The organism is Zooshikella sp. RANM57 (assembly GCF_050749885.1).
Lineage (GTDB): Bacteria > Pseudomonadota > Gammaproteobacteria > Pseudomonadales > Zooshikellaceae > Zooshikella.
Map to the genome: position 1 here is coordinate 471126 of NZ_JBOIUB010000003.1, position 18630 is coordinate 489755.

Annotated in this window: 18 protein-coding genes; 9 read left to right on the forward strand and 9 right to left on the reverse strand. The window is 39.6% G+C overall.

Annotated features, from left to right (window positions below; translation table 11 throughout):
- Positions 1–200: 200 nt before the first annotated feature.
- The 4 genes from ACQ96U_RS09530 (at position 201) to ACQ96U_RS09545 (ending at position 4367) form a co-directional block, all read left to right on the forward strand.
- Complete coding sequence (locus tag ACQ96U_RS09530) at positions 201–1244, forward strand: ABC transporter ATP-binding protein (RefSeq protein ID WP_431721012.1); 1044 nt, start codon at positions 201–203, stop codon at positions 1242–1244.
- A gap of 1435 nt (positions 1245–2679) precedes the next feature.
- Positions 2680–3354, forward strand: coding sequence for a HupE/UreJ family protein (locus ACQ96U_RS09535; protein ID WP_431721061.1), 675 nt, complete (start codon positions 2680–2682; stop codon positions 3352–3354).
- A gap of 80 nt (positions 3355–3434) precedes the next feature.
- Positions 3435–3989, forward strand: a complete 555-nt coding sequence (locus tag ACQ96U_RS09540) for a hypothetical protein (RefSeq protein ID WP_431721013.1) — start codon at positions 3435–3437, stop codon at positions 3987–3989.
- A 36-nt stretch (positions 3990–4025) separates the two neighbouring features.
- Positions 4026–4367 (forward strand): DUF6488 family protein, encoded by a 342-nt coding sequence (locus tag ACQ96U_RS09545; protein WP_431721014.1) that lies wholly within the window; start codon positions 4026–4028, stop codon positions 4365–4367.
- A 74-nt stretch (positions 4368–4441) separates the two neighbouring features.
- Here ACQ96U_RS09545 and ACQ96U_RS09550 read toward each other — a convergent pair whose 3' ends face one another.
- The gene (locus ACQ96U_RS09550; RefSeq protein ID WP_431721015.1) at positions 4442–5812 is read right to left on the reverse strand and encodes an MFS transporter; all 1371 of its coding nucleotides are present in this window, start codon (positions 5810–5812) and stop codon (positions 4442–4444) included.
- Between the two features lie 521 nt (positions 5813–6333).
- Between ACQ96U_RS09550 and ACQ96U_RS09555 the strand changes: the two genes are divergently transcribed.
- The gene (locus ACQ96U_RS09555; protein ID WP_431721016.1) at positions 6334–7065 is read left to right on the forward strand and encodes a substrate-binding periplasmic protein; all 732 of its coding nucleotides are present in this window, start codon (positions 6334–6336) and stop codon (positions 7063–7065) included.
- A 148-nt stretch (positions 7066–7213) separates the two neighbouring features.
- Here the strand turns inward: ACQ96U_RS09555 and ACQ96U_RS09560 are convergent, their stop codons facing one another.
- The 3 genes from ACQ96U_RS09560 to ACQ96U_RS09570 form a co-directional block, all read right to left on the reverse strand.
- Positions 7214–7591 carry a type II toxin-antitoxin system VapC family toxin gene (locus tag ACQ96U_RS09560; RefSeq protein WP_431721017.1) on the reverse strand — a complete coding sequence of 126 codons (378 nt, stop codon included), beginning with the start codon at positions 7589–7591 and terminating at the stop codon, positions 7214–7216.
- The gene (locus tag ACQ96U_RS09565; RefSeq protein ID WP_431721018.1) at positions 7588–7833 is read right to left on the reverse strand and encodes a type II toxin-antitoxin system Phd/YefM family antitoxin; all 246 of its coding nucleotides are present in this window, start codon (positions 7831–7833) and stop codon (positions 7588–7590) included. The genes ACQ96U_RS09560 and ACQ96U_RS09565 overlap by 4 nt, the downstream gene beginning before the upstream one ends.
- A gap of 275 nt (positions 7834–8108) precedes the next feature.
- The gene (locus ACQ96U_RS09570; RefSeq protein ID WP_431721019.1) at positions 8109–8876 is read right to left on the reverse strand and encodes a substrate-binding periplasmic protein; all 768 of its coding nucleotides are present in this window, start codon (positions 8874–8876) and stop codon (positions 8109–8111) included.
- Between the two features lie 267 nt (positions 8877–9143).
- On the opposite strand from ACQ96U_RS09570, the gene ACQ96U_RS09575 reads away from it, so the two are divergent.
- Positions 9144–9368 (forward strand): hypothetical protein, encoded by a 225-nt coding sequence (locus ACQ96U_RS09575; protein WP_431721020.1) that lies wholly within the window; start codon positions 9144–9146, stop codon positions 9366–9368.
- A 217-nt stretch (positions 9369–9585) separates the two neighbouring features.
- On the opposite strand, the gene ACQ96U_RS09580 is transcribed toward ACQ96U_RS09575, so the two are convergent.
- The 4 genes from ACQ96U_RS09580 to glpK form a co-directional block, all read right to left on the reverse strand.
- The gene (locus tag ACQ96U_RS09580; protein WP_431721021.1) at positions 9586–10086 is read right to left on the reverse strand and encodes a hypothetical protein; all 501 of its coding nucleotides are present in this window, start codon (positions 10084–10086) and stop codon (positions 9586–9588) included.
- A 208-nt stretch (positions 10087–10294) separates the two neighbouring features.
- Positions 10295–10507 carry a hypothetical protein gene (locus ACQ96U_RS09585; protein WP_431721022.1) on the reverse strand — a complete coding sequence of 71 codons (213 nt, stop codon included), beginning with the start codon at positions 10505–10507 and terminating at the stop codon, positions 10295–10297.
- Between the two features lie 49 nt (positions 10508–10556).
- Positions 10557–11339, reverse strand: a complete 783-nt coding sequence (locus ACQ96U_RS09590) for an endonuclease (protein ID WP_431721023.1) — start codon at positions 11337–11339, stop codon at positions 10557–10559.
- 306 nt (positions 11340–11645) lie between these two features.
- Positions 11646–13139, reverse strand: coding sequence for a glycerol kinase GlpK (glpK, locus tag ACQ96U_RS09595; protein WP_431721024.1), 1494 nt, complete (start codon positions 13137–13139; stop codon positions 11646–11648).
- 322 nt (positions 13140–13461) lie between these two features.
- Here glpK and ACQ96U_RS09600 point away from each other — a divergent pair, with 322 nt between their 5' ends.
- The 3 genes from ACQ96U_RS09600 to ACQ96U_RS09610 all read left to right on the forward strand — a co-directional run bounded on the left by ACQ96U_RS09600 (position 13462) and on the right by ACQ96U_RS09610 (position 16628).
- The gene (locus tag ACQ96U_RS09600) at positions 13462–14223 is read left to right on the forward strand and encodes a DeoR/GlpR family transcriptional regulator (RefSeq protein ID WP_431721025.1); all 762 of its coding nucleotides are present in this window, start codon (positions 13462–13464) and stop codon (positions 14221–14223) included.
- Between the two features lie 283 nt (positions 14224–14506).
- A complete protein-coding gene (gene glpD / locus ACQ96U_RS09605) occupies positions 14507–16033 on the forward strand; it encodes a glycerol-3-phosphate dehydrogenase (protein WP_431721026.1) in 1527 nt (508 codons plus the stop codon).
- 106 nt (positions 16034–16139) lie between these two features.
- Positions 16140–16628, forward strand: coding sequence for a hypothetical protein (locus tag ACQ96U_RS09610; protein WP_431721027.1), 489 nt, complete (start codon positions 16140–16142; stop codon positions 16626–16628).
- Positions 16629–16692: 64 nt separating this feature from the next.
- Here the strand turns inward: ACQ96U_RS09610 and dauA are convergent, their stop codons facing one another.
- Complete coding sequence (gene dauA / locus ACQ96U_RS09615) at positions 16693–18399, reverse strand: C4-dicarboxylic acid transporter DauA (RefSeq protein ID WP_431721028.1); 1707 nt, start codon at positions 18397–18399, stop codon at positions 16693–16695.
- Positions 18400–18630 lie beyond the last annotated feature (231 nt).

Consider the following 18630-nt stretch of genomic DNA (forward strand, 5'->3'; position numbering starts at 1 on the left):
GTTTAACGTATTTAAATAGTAAATGCTGTCACTCTCACTATTGTATACGTTACTCACCACAAATTAACCCTTTAAAAAAAGTGGTTTTATATTACCCATACCGACTCTCCTTCCTTACATTTAGAGTGATGCAAAGCAAGTGTAGGTCTGAAATAATAGACTTGTTTTTAATCATGCTAGTCTCTAAGGCGTATTGCTACATGTCCACGTTACTGTCATTACAAAATGTTTGCTGTGCCTATGATGAACAACCTGTTGTTCAAGATTTTGGTTTCACCATGCAGCCAGGGGAAATCTGCAGTTTACTGGGACCAAGTGGCTGTGGGAAAACCACCGTGCTTAGAGCGATTGCAGGATTTGAAAGTATTACTACAGGTGTTATTTCATTATGTGGCAAACCTCTATCAACACCCACTTCAGTTAAGCCACCTGAGCAACGTCAAATTGGCATGGTATTTCAGGATTACGCTCTTTTTCCGCATTTGACCGTTAGACAAAATATTGGCTTTGGTATAGTCAAACACCCTCAGCGCCAACAGCGTATAACCCGACTTCTCGAAATGACAAACATGACGGCATTTGAACACCGTTACCCCCATGAGCTTTCTGGTGGTCAGCAACAACGTGTTGCTTTGGCAAGAGCCATGGCGACAGAACCCAAGCTCCTGCTATTAGATGAACCCTTTTCCAATCTCGACACAGATCTACGGCGTCGGTTGAGCTTTGAAGTAAGACAAATTTTAAAAGACCAAAATATTAGTGCAATTCTGGTAACTCACGATCAAGAAGAAGCTTTTGCATTTGCAGATCAAATAGGTGTTATGCAACAAGGGCAGCTACTGCAATGGAATACGCCCTATCATATTTATCATGAACCTGCGACGCAGTTTGTTGCCAACTTTATTGGACAAGGACACTTTCTACCTGGGCAAGTACAAGGAAAACACTTATCAACCGAGTTAGGACTTATCAATAACCCAACCCCTCACCGCTGGCCAGAAGGCTCTCCAATTGAGGTACTTCTTCGTCCAGATGACATTATTATTGATACCACCAGCACTATCCGTGCTGATATTATTTATAAAACATTTATGGGAGCGACAACGCAATACACTTTACGTCTAAAAACGGGCAGCATTATTGAGTCGGTATTATCCAGCCATCATGACTATGACGTAGATGAAGAAATCGGTATTAGAATCGATGCACAACATGTTGTCGTATTTCCTGCACCAAGCCATTAACAAGGAAATGGCAACCAAGCTTCCAGGGAAGGATTCACGACGTGTTCAATGGGAGTTATGCAAATGTTGTATAAAGGTGTTTAAGTAAACGAGCTTTTAGAGTAAGCCGTCGCCCTGACCATGTATTAACTCCTCCAAGCTATATTCGAAACTATTATTAAAAAAGCAACTTAACCGCTTATTATTGTCACAAGGAGTATGACACTTGAGCGCAGTTTACTACAAAGAGCACGTGGTACAGCCTTAGTCCATCTGTTTTATAAATCCATCATCTATACTACTGCTGTCATTGCCATGAGAAAAATATCTGGGTGATGCTTACAATCAAATTACTTGATATTAGTAATACTTAATACCAAAAACGATACTATTTTACACGAAAATCGTCAAAATAGTCGATAACTAGGGTTACTGGAAATTTTTTCGAAAGGGTTTGGTATTTGGGGTGAGGAGGGAGCTCTAAGGGCACTAGCGGGTGAGTAAGGTAGAAATGAGTGAAGCTTACTTACTCCTTAATACAAAACAAATGACTTATAAAATATTGATTAGGTATCACTTAAAAACACAGAAAATTATATGCAATAAAATTATTGTTTGCTTTAACGAAACAGCCTTAATTATTTTAATTAAGTTTTCTATACTATTTTCAATTCATTGAAATTTAAATCAAATATAAGTAAAGATATTATTGCTAATAAAAAAATACAGTTTTTTTAATTTTATGTTTCATAAGTTGAGTTATTGTCATCTTACTTAATAATACGAAAATCTTATTATGAGAAAAAACAAGAGTTCCAAGATTAAAGTTAAGCCTATGGTGAGAACTGAACGTTTGAGTTTATGATCATCATTGAGTACTATGCACCCAGTTTTACTGTATGGATGCTTACGAGAATTTCTCTGAAAGAGCTTTCTAATTAATGCTTAATCAGTTACATAGATCACACTACACTCCAGCATTTCTCATAATCATGACTGTGTTTATGATGTTTTGCCGTGGGTTATCAGTAGCTGACCAGTGTTTACACCAAAGTATAAGTCCTTTAAAGCTTAAAGTCGTATATAACAGTGATCACTCCAACACTTGATCACGTCCATCATACAGCTACAACAGAAGTTACAGATATCAACCACCACTTGCTACACATATTAGACGCAAGTGATAATCCAACATTTATACCCATCTCACTCTCTTTGATTGATGGATCATTTAATATTTCCATAAAGCCTAAGCCTCCCTCACCGTTACAAAGTGAGCCATTTTATTTGTACCGGCCTCCAAAAACGCACCTCATTGCTTAACTCAAAATAATTGGTGTAATAGCCTTTTTCAGCGCTATTTACCCTATTAATTACACTTCAGATTTTGGAGAAAAAACTGATGTCTCTGTTTTCATCATTTTTACGATGGAACTCTGGCAGAGGCTTGTGTTGGATGTTGCTAACCTTTTTGGTTGTAACCGTAGGTCTGACATCTCAAGCGTTCGCCCATGGTGTTGAAGAAAGCGATGCGCTCTTTATTGAGCAAGCATCTGGCGTTCAACTACTGCCATTTATTTATCTTGGTGCCAAACATATGGTCACAGGTTATGACCATCTTCTTTTTTTGGTTGGGGTTATTTTTTTCCTATACCGAATGAAAGATGTGGGTATTTACGTCACGCTATTTGCTGTAGGGCATAGTATAACCTTGCTGTATGGCGTCCTCAGTGAAACTCACGTCAACCCTTACATTGTTGATGCCATTATTGGTTTGTCAGTGGTTTATAAAGCGATGGATAACCTAGGAGCATTTCGCCGTTGGTTTGGTATCCAACCTAATACAAAGGCTGCAGTGCTCATCTTTGGGTTCTTTCATGGATTTGGCCTTGCCACGAAGTTGCAGGATTTTACGTTATCCGAAGATGGACTAGTGTCCAATATTTTGGCCTTTAATGTTGGGGTAGAAATTGGTCAGCTTGTCGCCTTAAGCGCCATTCTCATCATTATGAATTTCTGGCGACATACTGATGCTTTTTTTAAACAGGCTTTTGCAGCCAATGTCATTTTGATGGCTGCAGGTTTTATGCTGATGGGATATCAAATTACTGGCTTATTAACTGTTTCTTGAGGAGGCCAATATGCAAGACATATCAAATATGGATAAAGATGGCCTGCCATCTCATAAGAGCTTGTTAAAAGCTACAGTCGTTGCCTTTGTTGTGGGAATACTATTTAAAAGCTACAGTCGTTGCCTTTGTTGTGGGAATACTATTGCTCATTACCACAGTATTACCAGCAGAGTATGGCCTAGATCCAACAGGTATTGGTAAGCAATTAGGGTTAACTGCCTTAAATCCTTCTCATGCCTCATCTGCAAGTAATCCTGAAACATCATCAACTTTACTTACACCCGTGAGTAGTGTCTGGAAAAGCAATTTTGCTCCACGTAATGACACGATGTCAGTCACACTTGGACCTAATGAAGGCGCTGAAATCAAAGCCAAAATGGTTGCTGGAGAGCGTTTTGTCTTTAACTGGCAAGTTGAAGGTGGAAAGGTAAATGTTGATATGCATGGAGAGCGCGTTAATGCGGGTGATGAGTTTACGAGTTATTGGATAGGTCGAGATCAATCAAAGGCGAGTGGCTCTTTTGAAGCGCCTTTTGACGGCACCCACGGTTGGTATTGGCAAAATAGTGGATCTAAGCCCGTCACCGTTACAGTAAAAACCAGTGGTTTCTATAAAACCTTGTATCGTCCCTAATTAATTCCCATTAATCACACATAAGTGGAGAGTTTTATGTCTGTATTACGTTTACTTTGTATAGCAATGCTATCTGCTGTATTAACAAGCCCTGCTCATGCACACTCAAATCATGGGTTTGGAACACCTATCACAGAAACGCAAGCCTCAGAGCGTGCTGACATGGTTAAAGCCCAACTTGTAAGTACAAAACAAGTGGCTGATTCATGGCAAAAAATTAAAGACGGTAGTGTCTCTCAAAAGGAGGTAGAAGGTGGCAAATTTTGGGTTGTAAAATATGATGATCCTAATGCGGCTAATCCTACAAATAAGACACTTTATGTTTTTCTTGACGAATTAGGTAATGTGATTACAGCTAATTACACTGGTGAATTTTAATTATCTTACAAAAACATAAGAGCTAATAAATATTAACGGTGAATGATACGAAGTATTACTCACCGTTTTTTATATTATGGCCACCTTGGATGATGATCATCAATCACAAAGGGGTGAACATGTTTTAATGCCGTATGCCTGTGTGGATGGCTATGAGGCTCTGGACCTTCCCAGCCCTCATGCTCATGCTGATGATGTTCATCATGAATATGCCAATGGTTATGCTGAAGAGCTTCATGAGTATGCTCAAGCTTGTATTGATCATGTGTAGGCCAAATTAGCGCAGCCATAGTTACCGAAAAGAGTGCAATTAAGCCAAGTACACCAAAAGCCGTAGGCATACCAAACTGAGCGCCCAACCACCCAGCTAAAGGGTAAGCTATTAACCAGCAAGCATGAGATAATGAAAATTGGGCTGCAAATACAGCAGGGCGATCAACTTCTTGGCATGAGTGTGTTAGCAGCTGCCCTACAGGCGTCAAAATCATGGATGTCCCCACACCAATAAGCCACCAAAGAACCAAAAGCATACTTACTTCAGGCTGCATTAAGCCAAGTAGCACGCTAATACTTATTATCCCTCCACCAATCAGCATAGTGTGGCGTTCTGTCAGCTTTCTTAAAATAAAAGGTATAGAAAAGGCAGCCAACATTGAGCCACCTCCCACAGCAGCAAAAGCTAGTGCAACCCAAGACTCCCCAAGACCGAGTTCAGTACGAACATAGACAACAGTATTCACTATTTGCATAGCTCCAGCAGCCGCCACCACCATACACAAAACCAATAAGCCTCTGAGCCGAGGTGTTTTAAGATAAATTTTAATGCCTTGGCTCGCTCTGACCCAAAAGCTTACATCCCCACTGTGTTGCGCTTTGTTTGGTAAAATAACAGTTACTACCAATGCTGCAGATATTAAAAATGCGGCAGTGTTTAACAGAAACAGCATATTGAAGTTCATCAGTGCGATCAGTGCTGCTGCTGCCATAGGGCTAAGTAAATTTTCTAAATCATAAGCTAAACGAGAAAGCGAAAGAGCCTTTGTATATTGATCCTTATTTTTAATAATATCTGGAATCGTTGCCTGGAAAACGGGTGTAAACCCAGCCGAAAAAACATTGAGTAAAAAAACCAATAGATAGATTTGCCAAACTTCTGTAACCCAAGGCAAAACTAGAACTACAGCCGCTCTAAGCACATCAAGTAAGACCAATACTGTGCGACGAGGTAAATGTTGAATGAACGCACTTATAAATGGGGAAATAACAACATAAGCAACCATTTTTAGAGCTAAAGCAAAACCCAACACTTTACCAGCCTCACCTCCCGCTAGATCATGAGCCAATAATGCTAGAGCTACAGTTGTTAAGCCTGTTCCAAACAGGGCAATAACCTGCGCAGAAAATAAATGTCGATAACGACTATCAGATAACGGGGAAATGACCATAATAGATTTCAACTGACGTCCAAAGTAGCCTGTTATTTTAACAGTAGTTTAAGCATTAATTGAAGAAGGATAAAGTGTTTAATGGTTTAGCTCATGCTTAAATTAAAAGGGTGGCTTTGATAGTCAGAGGGGGTAGGAGTAATAGCAATCGTAGTAAACATGAAGATAAAAAAGTGATAATTATTTAAATAAATAAGAAAATTAATTTTGACATTACTAATTAGTAAAATAATATGATAGACCACCGTATATCTTTCTAATACTCTATCACTAGAGTGTCCCTTTATAGGTAAATTGAAAGTATATTCTTTGCTCATAACAAAAACTTCATTAAATTATTAATGAGCGTTCTAATTTCATAATAAGCGCTAAGCTATCTAGAAACAATCTTGTATAGTAATACCCTAAGCTACTACTAACCTGTATACTTCGCTGGATGCAAGTAACCATAAGGCCTACAATGATGTTATGGTTTGTGTAAGGGTGACCTTCATTAATAGTTAGCAAGAAAGGCAAACTCATTGAAACAATTGATAATTATAGCCCTTTTTTCTATTTTATCAGCGTCTGCATATTGCCAAGAGGTTACAATTGTAACTGAAGATTTCCCTCCTTATAATTACGTGGAGGACAATACTATTAAAGGCCTTTCTTCTCAAATCGTTATGGCGGTCCTCAAAGAAATAAATATTAAAGCTGAAATTAAGTTTTATCCTTGGGCAAGAGCATATTTATATGCAACCACTCTTAAGAATCATTTAATATATTCCATTGCAAGAATTCCTGAGCGTGAGCATTTGTTTTATTGGGTGGGAACCATTGCTCCATACAAAACTTCCTTATATAAGTTGAAATCCAGGAAAGATATTAAAATAAACTCCTTAGAGGAAGCAAAAAAGTATACCATTGGTTGCTCTTTTGCTGATGTAATCACCATATATCTTCAAAAAAAGGGATTCATCCTCTTAGATCAAGTATCAAATGATGCTCAAAATCTTCAAAAACTTCTACATGGACGAGTAGATGTAATTGCATATGACGAGGCATCTTTTGTATACAAGGTTAATCAAAAAGGTTTGGATATATCTAAGTTTGAACGGATCTATCGATTGGAAGAACTATCTGATGATCTATATATGGCCTTTAGTAAAACATCTGATATTGCATTGGTGCGCAAGTTTCAAGATGGGTTACGTACCATTAAAAAGAATGGTGTCTTTGATAAAATTCAAAGAGAATATTTCATTGAATAGAATCAATATTGTTTTTTAATAACAACTGCTTATCTGGTAAGAATTAGTGTATAGTCAACCATATTTTTTAGCGTTCACTCCACCAAAATAGCCGGCAACCCTGCATATCGGCTATGTATTTGTGGTCAGGTAAAATAAGTCAACTAGATTATATTTTCCAAATCAGCTCGCTATAGTCATCTAGTTTATTATTAGCTGTCATCAACTTCATTGGTTCAGTAATAGCTTGAGCAACCAGCAACCTATCAAATGGATCTTTATGGATAGGAGGCAGTTGTAGAAGAGCTTCTGTATGCTCTCCCTTAACGGCTAGCTCTATAAATCCACTTTCCCTTGCAGCCCAGCGTAACTCTTTTAAATCGGCTTCAAGCTTGCCTAGTCCTATCTTTATGGCAAACTCCCACCAAGATGCAGCACTTATATAAATCTCTGTCTCATTGGATAGAATCACATTACTGACTGAGTTAATGCGCTTATCACCCGCAAAAACCCAAAGGGCAATATGAGTATCTAACAGTATTCTCATTCTTTACCCTCAAACTCTGCCAGAACATCGTCAGAGAGAGACTGATCAAAGTCTTCGGGTATGTGAAGCTTACCCGCTAACACACCAATTTTCTTTTTAGGAGCATCGCTGTAGTCCTTAGCAACGATCTTAGCTTGTACCTTGCCATAGGCTCCAATAAGGATAGTTTCCCCTTTCTCTGCTCGTGCAACGAGTTGGGACAAAGAGCTTTTAGCCTGGTGCATTGAGATGACATCCATCATTCATATCTCACTATTGATAATACAATTAGCTTAGCTCAGACTTAGCTAAATATCAACTGAGTCTTCTTGCTCCGTGATATCGGCCATTTTGCAACATTTCAGCCACAAAAATTTCCGATAACTGCGATTACCGGAAATTTTTTCGAGGGGGCGGATTCGGGGGAAGGAAGGAGTATTAAGGGCACTAACGGCTATAAAAGCATGTCCTCTCGATAAACATCAAATCTTTTGACTCGGACGCTTGCAGAAGGGACACGATGAAAACAAATTTTTCGTTAATACTTACCTGTAATAAGATCATCGAAATAGTGATCATAAGTTCCATCTTCTTTAATTATTGACAACCCTTGATTAAATTCCTTTAAAATGCGCTGCGAATTTTTTTTACTTTTAGGAAATAATAGGTGTGCTGTATTTTCGACAAGTGGCTTATTAAACGTTATGGTTTGAGCGATTGTTGGGCTAAATTTTGTATTAAGTATTAAAAAACCAGTGATTGATGACACAATTACTGTATCTAAACGACCTTTAAGCAGCATCCTAAAGCTCGTTTCATCATCATTATTAACAATAATATTGAGTGTTTTATCTTGATGGGCTTGCCAGAATGCCTTTGTATAGGTATACCCTCGGGTTGCACCAATTCGAAGCGTTTTTAAATCAGATAACTTCTGCCAGTTAGGAAAAGCTTTCGTCTTTTCATGAAAGAACACATAAGATTCTGTGTGCATAGGATCACTACAGTAAAATGATCTTTGAACTTTCTCTGAGCAAGCCCAGTACGAAAGTGCAGAAAACTCGCCTCTTTCAGTGTCACTATAACTTCTTGCCCATGGTAAAAAATGGTAGTAAACCATATAGCCTTGGCGTGCAAAGGCTGCCGTAATGACATGATTAACAAAGCCATTTCCCTTACTTTCTTCAGACGTCCAGGGTGGATAGTCACCTGTTGCAATAATTAGATTTTTACTTTCAGCGCTGAAAGTAGCTACTGATACTAAGCTTAAAAATATAATGCAAAAACTAGCTATGGCTGGCGACATTTCTTTCTACCAATCGTTAATAATAGCTCAATAACTTTATTCTAATATGGCAATTAAAATTAGGTAAACATCATTAACTATAGTGTTAGCAGTGCTATTATCAAAAATTATTTAAGGCTATTTAACACCATAGCACTTTAAAATCCCTATATATTGAATTAGATGAGTTATAAAAAGGCTATAAAATATTTTGTGGCTCTGTCGAAAAGTTTGACTCGTCATGACAGCCTTTTCCACTTATTATGCTAGAGTGGTAGAGGCTGCGTTGTGGTTCCTGGCATCCCTTATGATTTCGAGCCTTCAGTGCGTGTTGGTGCAAAGCTGCAGTTTAATAATCCCAGCGGCAGTATTGTTACAGCTACCTTGCAAGGCTTGGAAATGATTAATCGCGGTAAGCCAATGAATCATGCACCATTCTCAGTAGATCCCTCAATTAAAAAAGGTGATATTGAAGTTGGTGCAAAAATGTACTTAGTAGAGTGCAATGAATAAAAATATAATTGGGTAAGAGCTAGTATCTAACCAACAATATTCTTGATCGCGCAATCCACCAAAATAGCCGACAACCCTGCGAATCGGCTATTTTTTGATCTCCCCCTTCTTAGCATGCCGTTAGAGGAAACAAATGAAAACTCAGAATTTAATGCCCCCCCCTCAAAGGAAGTTAGAAGGGACAAGAAGGTAGCGATTATGCTGCTACTATTAATTTTTACAAATTACCACATTTCAAATCCAAAGATATTTGGTGAAAAATACCCCAACTTTCTGCCCCCCCTCTCTCGCGAGCATAATCTATCTTGGCTTGATTATTATCACGTATACCACCAATAACAGAGTATGGACGTAGTTTATAGATTGTCGTTGTGATTGGCTTGCCTAATGCGTTAGTAGTCTTACCATAAGTATCATGAACCAGCTTAGTGTCTACATGATGAACTGGTAAGTTGTTATTGTAGGCATTATTTTCTGGATAAAATTGAAATAAATACACACCATCGCTAAAAGACCACTCTCCAAGATCACCCATAGCCTTAATAATATGCTTTTCATACATCATTTTTTTATCAATACAACCAAATGTTGAATTTATCTCCAACTGATTGCCAAGACTAGCTGAATACCAGCTAAATGTTCTTTCATTTGCACTGAATGCCTGCCCAGCGACTAAACTGAGGCTTAAGCTCAATACTGCAGCTACTTTATTTTTCATTATCTACTTCCTTACTTAATATATTGGGAAGCAAATACTAAGTGATCCAGTAAACTCATCATATAAGACTTTAGTCGTATTTATTAGACTACATAATTTAGAATATTATTTCTTATCGGCCGTCGACAACAAACAGGAAAGTCTAGTCTAATGGCGCTCCCTACTCCTGTTTTTCAAGCAACTTCAAGCATTGCAAAACCACTTTTTGCTATATCTCAATCTCAATTAAAGGCTCACCTGTGGTATTTCCCAGTAATACTTTTTTTGCGGCAAACAAAAGCAGGATAACGCACATCGAACTGTTTGCCGCAGGACGCGGCAACCAAGCCTCCAGGGATGGATTCACGGCGTGTTCGATGAGTGTTATGCTGACTTTGGACAAAGGTAATTTAAAAAGTGGCTTTTGCAACGGTAAAATCATATACGATTGTCCAGAGGGTTCACAACATATTCAAAAAACGTTCTGTTGACTATTGTTTATCAACAGGGGTTGGACCATCCTGAAAGCGTGCTACTCGTTTTGCTTTTTCACGTTCCCATCGACTTACTGGGTCACGCTTGGCCCACTGAATGAACTGCTCCTGCTCGTTTTTACTTAGTGATATATGATATTTACGAGCCATATACAGATACACCCGAGCAATATCCCCACGAACACGCACAGGCGGCTCTGCAAGATCCTTTTTAAAATCAATTTCCATATCACATTGCCCGTAGCGACGAGGTTCACCTCGAATGTTACCAAAGCCGAAATTAGATCGATCACCATTAATTTCACCTATCGCAGGCGCCAGGTTATGTAAGTCTGCCTCCATACGGCGAAACAGCTCACTTTCTCGTCGGCAGTTTTTCCGTCCCCCCTGCTGCCAACAGCTCATTCTCTGCCCAAAATACGATGCAGGCATTATATGTTCCCACTCAATACGTGCAGCCCGCTTAGCATTTTTACGTGCCTGATAACCACAACTGTTCAAGTCAGGTATTAATTTTTTTCCGCGCTGAAGATAGCGACAGTTACAGTACAGTGAATAGGTATTATCATGATAAACGTCTTTTAATATTCGCTTAGCCTGAGAAAACGACTGTACATGCTTACCTTTTGCATTATTAGGAAAAGCAGGCTGACTATTTTGTTCAGTACAACCGACTAATAACAAAAACAGTGTTGCTATAATTAGCTTATTTATCAACGGTAAAAACCTAGCGTTTAACTGTCTACTAAAAATGACAGAAATTATTGGTTTTAAATTCATTATTCGGTACCTCTTAACCCGAAATAAAAAAGGCTGGTAGCCCAGCCTCAAAACACTCTTCAGTATGAGTATATACACTCATAAAACAATTTATACAGCATTTTACTTATAATACCCGCTAACTCATTTTTATGCATATATACCCTTCACGAATCATTTTTAGGGTTTGTTGTCAGCACTCCTCACCCCAGTCACTTATTAATATAAGCTCCGGGGGCTTCATCGCTTGACGGCCGCACCCTTGTACCCTAGGGGTATAAAAACCCTTCGTTTTGGGTATAAATTGATAAGCGTAAAAAGCTATTCTCATTTTAGCGCAGGTGTTTTTACACGCTCAACGGCATCTAACCAGCCTTTATAAAGCTCTTCTCGGCGCTCTCTCTGCATTTGTACTTCAAATGCTTTATCAGTTCGCCATAACGACTCAAGCTGCTCAAGATCCTTGAATAAACCTGTGTACAATCCAGCTAAATATGCTACGCCTAAAGCCGTAGTTTCTGGAACAGCCGCGCGGTCCACTTGTACATCTAAAATATTGGCTAAAAACTGCATTAACCAATTATTCACAACCATGCCACCATCAACACGAATAGCGGATGGTTTTTCTGCACCATCAGCCGTCATTGCTTCTAGTAAATCCCTGGTTTGATAACATACCGACTGTAATCCTGCTGCGACAATTTCAGCTATACCTGTATCCCGTGTCAGCCCCATAATCGCACCGCGTGCATTTGGATCCCAGTATGGTGCTCCCAATCCAGTAAATGCAGGTACCATAAATACACCATGGCTTTCCTCGGCTTCTTTCGCTAAAGCTTCTGTTACGCTCGCATGAGGAATTAAACGAATACCGTCGCGTAGCCATTGAATGGCTGCACCCGCTATAAATATACTGCCTTCAATGGCATAGGTAACTTCCCCATTAAGCCTATACCCTACCGTTGTTAATAACCGATGCTTAGACTTAACAGCCTGATTTCCTGTGTTTTGGATAAGAAAGCAGCCTGTGCCATAGGTACTTTTTGCCATACCAGAATGGAAACATGCCTGCCCAAAAAGTGCAGCCTGCTGGTCCCCTGCAATAGCCGTCACAGGTATCGTTGCGCCAAATAATGAACGGTCACACTCACCAAAATCCGCACTACAGTCCATTACTTCAGGCAACATCTGTGCTGGAATATTAAATAGTTGAAGTAATTCCTGGTCCCATCGTTGAGTATGGATATTAAACAACATTGTTCGAGAGGCATTGGTAGCATCTGTCTTATGACTCGCGCCACCCGTTAACCGCCAGAGTAAAAAAGTATCAATTGTGCCAAAAGCCAGCTTACCCTGCTCTGCTTTTTCGCGAGCACCTTCAACATTCTCTAACAACCATCGTATTTTGGTTGCAGAAAAATAGGGATCAATCAATAGTCCCGTTTTAGCAGAAACACGTTCTTCCTGACCTTGCTGTTTTAATTGCTCGCAATAATTAGCGGTACGACGATCTTGCCAAACAATTGCCTTATGAATAGGCAAGCCAGTATCACGATCCCAAACAACGGTTGTTTCCCGTTGATTAGTAATTCCAATTGCGGTGATATCTTCAGCGTTTAATTTAGCTAGCGCCAATGCACCACGACAAGTCGCCAGTACACTTTGCCAAATTTCCTCAGGATCATGCTCAACCCAACCATCTTGAGGGTAAAATTGGGTAATTTCCTGCTGATGCTGTTGTACTGGTACACCTTGGTGGTTAAAAATAATTGCTCTGGAACTTGTTGTTCCTTGGTCGATAGCCATTATATAGCCGGCCATAATTACTCCTTTTTGTTGTTATTATACCCTTCAAGAGCAGTCTTTTGGTCAATAAATAACCACTCCTTAAGGCATCATCAGCGACTCCCAAGTGTGTAGTTCGCTATGTGTATGGTGAAACGAAAATGACAGCGTGTTAAGTTTTTTTTGAAAATTTTAACAAGCCTGCAATATTAAACGAGGGTCGATTAATACGATTTAAGTTACCACCTGCACTGTTGAGCTAACTATAAGGCATTCACGCTCACTGAAGGTTTATGGTATAGTACATTTTCGAAAACGAACATATTATATTTTAGCCAGGCAATAGATTTCAGCATATATGAGCCAAACACACCGTCATGAGCAAATTCTGCAACTGGTTCAACAGAAGGGATTTGTCAGTATTGATGAACTAGTACAACGCTTCACAGTAACCCCTCAGACAATTCGCAGAGATCTTAATCAGCTTGCAGAAACATGTCAGTTAAAGCGATACCATGGCGGAGCAGGCATTCCAACTTCAAGCATAACGAATACAGCTTATGCACAACGAAAAATAATGCAGTTGTCTGCTAAACAAAAAATTGCGCAGCGTGTGGCTAAAGATATTCCCAATAACAGTTCGTTATTTATTAACATTGGCACCACCACTGAAGCTATTGCAGAAGCACTATTACAACATCAGGGGCTCACCGTTATTACCAATAACCTTCATGTCGCCAGCATTTTAAAAAATAAAGAGGATTTTAATATTTTACTCAGTGGGGGACAGGTGCGAAATCGTGATGGAGGTATAATCGGCCAGGCAACCGTAGACTTTATCAGCCAGTTTACTGTGGATTATGGCATTATTGGTATTAGCGGTATCGACCAGGAAGGACAGTTACTCGATTACGACTATCAGGAAGTGCGTGTAGCACAAGCAATCATTAAACACTCAAGACAAGTATTTCTTGCCACAGATGTATCCAAGTTTGGCCGCAATGCCTTAGTCAAGCTTGCTCAGTTACGTGAAATTGATCGGCTATATACCAACACCTGTCCACCTGAACAGTACTTGGTGCTCACCGAGCAAGCTGACACTGAGCTTGTTATAGCCTAGATTTTCGTATTCGAAAATTCTTATTTAACAAACATGTTGCTCTTCTACTCATTTTTAGCAGCATGTTTCTTTCTTAAAAAAGAAAGCTTTCTGCACATTGTCTGACAGCTTATTTTGCATAATACGTTAACCACACCTTAACAAAAATTTACCCTAAAGCCCCTGCTCAATGTTAAGCCTAAGAAGCTTGCTATACGACACTTAATGTTTAAAATACAACATAAATGTTCGAATTCGAATAACCCATAATGACCATGGATATGGCTTAACATGGAATGCATCTATGACTCAAATACAGCAAAACACAGGCACTTCACCAGAAACCCCTTTGGATTTAGTTGTTGTTGGTGGCGGTATTAATGGTGCGGGTGTAGCTGCTGATGCAGCAGGTAGAGGGCTCAAAGTATTACTGTGTGAACAAAAAGACTTTGCTTCAGCCACTTCCTCAGCAAGTAGTAAATTAATACATGGTGGATTACGTTATCTAGAACACTACGAGTTTCGTTTAGTAAAAGAAGCATTACAGGAAAGGGAAGTTCTCTTAAAAATAGCGCCGCATCTTGTAAAACCAATGCGCTTTGTTTTACCTCACCAACCGCATTTACGACCCGCGTGGATGATACGAACAGGACTATTTTTATATGACCACCTGGGCAAACGAGAAACATTACCCGGATCTCGAGGTGTAAAATTCAACGGTAACTCAGCGTTAGATGATAAAATCAAACAAGGATTTGAGTATGCAGACTGCTGGGTCGATGATGCTCGATTAGTTATCCATAACGTACTCGCAGCGGCTGAACATGGCGCTATCATCAAAAACAACACAGGTTGTACTTCAGCAAAACGAGAAAACGACTTATGGCATATTGAGTTAACCGATTCTAATCAACAAACACAACAGGTGTTCAGTAAAGGCCTTGTTAATGCCACTGGACCATGGGTCGTTGACTTTATCAAAGGCACCACACATACCCAATCACAATATGGGGTAAGACTCATTAAAGGCAGTCACATCGTAGTACCTAAAATCTATGAAGGAGATGAAGCCTATATTCTACAAAACGAAGATCAGCGTATTATTTTTGTTATTCCCTATCTCGATAATTATTCACTTATTGGTACCACCGATGTTGAGTACCATGGTAATCCCCGCGATATCCAGATTTCAGCTCAAGAAGTGGATTATTTAATATCCATCACCAACACTCACTTTAAGCGACATATCTCTCCAGCGGATATTATCTATAGTTATTCCGGTGTCAGACCATTGTGTGATGATGAGTCACCTAACCCTTCAGCCGTCACCCGCGATTATACCATTACCGTTGATGATGAAGATGGAAAGGCGCCCTTACTTAATATTTTTGGTGGAAAACTAACCACCTATCGTAAGCTGGCCAATGCCGCAATGGAAAACTTACGTCCCTACTATCCTAAAATGTCTGATAGTTGGACAGCCTATACACCAATGCCTGGTGGACAGTTTACTCACGGCTTTGAGCAATTTTGCGAGAAAATGTATGCCAATTATCCTTGGTTAGAAAAATCAATTATTACTCGGTACTGTACTAATTATGGTACGCACGCCATAACATTGTTAGACAATATTAAGCAGGTCGAAGATCTAGGCCCGTATTTTGGCGCAGGACTTTATGGAAAAGAAGTCGACTACCTGATAACCCATGAATGGGCCAACTCACTGGAAGATATTATCTGGCGACGAACTAAAGCAGGTATTGAGTTAACCCACAATCAACTTAATTATTTACGCTACTACTTAGAGAAAAATCACGATATTACATGTTAGCTAAATGATATAGACACTTCACCATGACATTTAAAACAGCTTATGCGTAAATAGCTCTATTATATCCTTGGCGTAAGGTATAGATAACTTAAAAGGTAATCGTAATATGTCAGGTCAAGATCAAATTCTCTATCAAAAACGTTTTCTAAGCTTTGACCATTGTGAATTAGAAAGTCATCAGTTTACTGAACTTAATATTCCTGATCAGCAAATTCCTCGTCAGCGACTCATCGCCAAAGGCAAAGGCATTATTGAAGAAGATGCTATTTTTGAAGATGAGCATAATCTATCCGCCAGTGAAGCTGAAGCTAATGCACTTGATAATGGAGAAGAAGAGCTTGATGAAGTAACAGAAGACTATCAGCTCACTGCAACAATAGATGATACATCAGAGGGCGATGCAGTTGCTTGGGAGTTAACATTTAAAGGGACAAGCCCTACTTTTGAAGACGCCTATGAGATATTACGTGCCCTGCTCAACTGCGAAGACCCACTTATTGACCAACATTACAATCCTACAGCAATGAATCGCGAGTCTGAGTCAGACCTTTTCAACTCATTGTTAAGCAGTGACTATAACCCTGAAGAACGGTAGACCATAAAATCACTGTCTGATTGTAATTAATCAGACAGTGAAGCTACCCCACAGCGACGAATAGTTACGTATTAGTATGTAACAGCATACCTTTTGCTTTTTCGACCGCATCCTCTATTTTACGAGAAAATGCAACCCTGCCCTCTTTGGTGCGAATACCAGCACGTCTAAGCTTCAAAATCATTCTAGGTTGTAAATTATTAATAATTAAACCAACCTGGTGATCTGACAAATTCTTCGCAATAGACTCCATCGCAACAATTGCACTCATATCAATCATTGAGACTTCAGTCATATCAAGAATAACTACTTTCACTTCAGGTGTAATATACATCAGGTTATTTAATGCCTTTTGAGCTGAACCGAAAAATAACGGTCCATTAATATCGTAAATTGATATTTCTTTAGTAAGATTTTCAATATGATCATGCTCAAAAAGTAACGGCTTCGCTTCTGCTGTACGCATACTTTTACGGACAAAAAACATAACCGCCAAACACATCCCTACAGCGACGGCGATTGTCATATCAAATAAAACGGTCAAGGCAAAGCACGTTAATAAGGTGATAATATCATCTCTCGGCGCAATTCGAACAATCCGTATAAAGTGTCGTGCTTCACTCATGTTCCAAGCCACCATAAGCAATAATGCCGCCATCGATGCCATAGGAATATAAGCCAGTAGAGGCGCAAGCGATAAAATAGACACTAAAATAAAAAGCCCATGAACCACTGATGCCAATGGAGAGCTACCCCCTGCTTTTACATTAGCCGTTGTTCTGGCGATAGCCGCCGTGGCAGGAATACCACCAAATAATGGTGCAATCATATTGCCAATACCTTGGCCAATCAGCTCATCATTAGGATTATGTTTTTTCCCTGACATACCATCCGCGACGACAGCACACAACAAAGATTCCAACGCACCTAATACTGCAATTGTAAATGCTGCAGATAACAGCTCATGCACTAAGTCAAAGCTTATCCCTATTGGTTGACCATCAGCGGCAGGTAAATGCCAAGGCCAATTAAACGCAGGAAGTATAGGAGGAATACCAAACCCCATCTGCCCATCAATCACATAATGAAAACGTGTACCTACTGTTTCAACAGAAAATGCTGCTGTAAACTGACTGAGCAGCCAAGCAGAGATAGCTCCCACAAATAGTGCTACCAAATGCCCAGGTATTTTTGACTTCAACTTAGGCCAAACAATTAATACAGCCAACGTTATTCCACCAATTAGCGCTTCCTGCCAGTGAACACTGGGTAATGCTTGACCAATTTGCGCCAACTTATGTAGGTAATGTCCTTCTAATGAGTCAAGCTGTAACCCCAAAAAGTCTTTGATCTGTAATGTTGCGATAACAACCCCTATCCCTGCAGTAAAACCAACCGTCACGGGATAAGGTACAATTTCAATGAGACGCCCTAATTTCGTGCTCCCCATTAAAACTAAAATGATCCCCGCCATAAAACCACTTACGAGTAACCCGCCTAGACCATAAGAATGTACTATGGGTAATAACACCACTACAAATGCCGCTGTTGGGCCAGAAATATTAACTTTTGAACCACCCGTCAGTGAAGTAATAATACCGGCAACGATTGCCGTATATAAACCATGCTGTGGCGGCACTCCAATCGCAATCGCTAATGCCATTGATAATGGGAGTGCGATAACACCTACAGTTAAGCCTGCAATCAGGTTAGACTGAATACTTCCCCATGAACGTTCATTTTTGAATGACCGTGTTAAAGCAGAAAACATGTGCAATACCTAGTCAATTACAGCATTTGTGATACGACTATTCTTAAAAAGTACACTTAATGACCACTAAGTATACCCATAAAACTGACGCCAAAGAGGGGCTTTATGACACAATAGCAAGTTTATAAATAAGCACTATTACTCTATATACTTAAGACATGCTAGTCGCAGCAGGCAAGGTAGAACGTTAATGGTTCCCCTTAAAACTATCTGTGAAGGGTCCCCCTTCCG

Excerpts from the sequence above, each read along its gene's own strand:
- ACQ96U_RS09530 (WP_431721012.1), top strand. The coding sequence starts at position 201 with ATGTCCACGTTACTGTCATTACAAAATGTTTGCTGTGCCTATGATGAA.
- ACQ96U_RS09535 (WP_431721061.1), top strand. The coding sequence starts at position 2,680 with ATGTTGCTAACCTTTTTGGTTGTAACCGTAGGTCTGACATCTCAAGCG.
- ACQ96U_RS09545 (WP_431721014.1), top strand. The coding sequence starts at position 4,026 with ATGTCTGTATTACGTTTACTTTGTATAGCAATGCTATCTGCTGTATTA.
- ACQ96U_RS09550 (WP_431721015.1), bottom strand. The coding sequence starts at position 5,812 with ATGGTCATTTCCCCGTTATCTGATAGTCGTTATCGACATTTATTTTCT.
- ACQ96U_RS09560 (WP_431721017.1), bottom strand. The coding sequence starts at position 7,591 with ATGAGAATACTGTTAGATACTCATATTGCCCTTTGGGTTTTTGCGGGT.
- ACQ96U_RS09565 (WP_431721018.1), bottom strand. The coding sequence starts at position 7,833 with ATGATGGATGTCATCTCAATGCACCAGGCTAAAAGCTCTTTGTCCCAA.
- ACQ96U_RS09570 (WP_431721019.1), bottom strand. The coding sequence starts at position 8,876 with ATGTCGCCAGCCATAGCTAGTTTTTGCATTATATTTTTAAGCTTAGTA.
- ACQ96U_RS09580 (WP_431721021.1), bottom strand. The coding sequence starts at position 10,086 with ATGAAAAATAAAGTAGCTGCAGTATTGAGCTTAAGCCTCAGTTTAGTC.
- ACQ96U_RS09585 (WP_431721022.1), bottom strand. The coding sequence starts at position 10,507 with ATGATTTTACCGTTGCAAAAGCCACTTTTTAAATTACCTTTGTCCAAA.
- ACQ96U_RS09590 (WP_431721023.1), bottom strand. The coding sequence starts at position 11,339 with ATGAATTTAAAACCAATAATTTCTGTCATTTTTAGTAGACAGTTAAAC.
- glpK (WP_431721024.1), bottom strand. The coding sequence starts at position 13,139 with ATGGCCGGCTATATAATGGCTATCGACCAAGGAACAACAAGTTCCAGA.
- ACQ96U_RS09600 (WP_431721025.1), top strand. The coding sequence starts at position 13,462 with ATGAGCCAAACACACCGTCATGAGCAAATTCTGCAACTGGTTCAACAG.
- glpD (WP_431721026.1), top strand. The coding sequence starts at position 14,507 with ATGACTCAAATACAGCAAAACACAGGCACTTCACCAGAAACCCCTTTG.
- ACQ96U_RS09610 (WP_431721027.1), top strand. The coding sequence starts at position 16,140 with ATGTCAGGTCAAGATCAAATTCTCTATCAAAAACGTTTTCTAAGCTTT.
- dauA (WP_431721028.1), bottom strand. The coding sequence starts at position 18,399 with ATGTTTTCTGCTTTAACACGGTCATTCAAAAATGAACGTTCATGGGGA.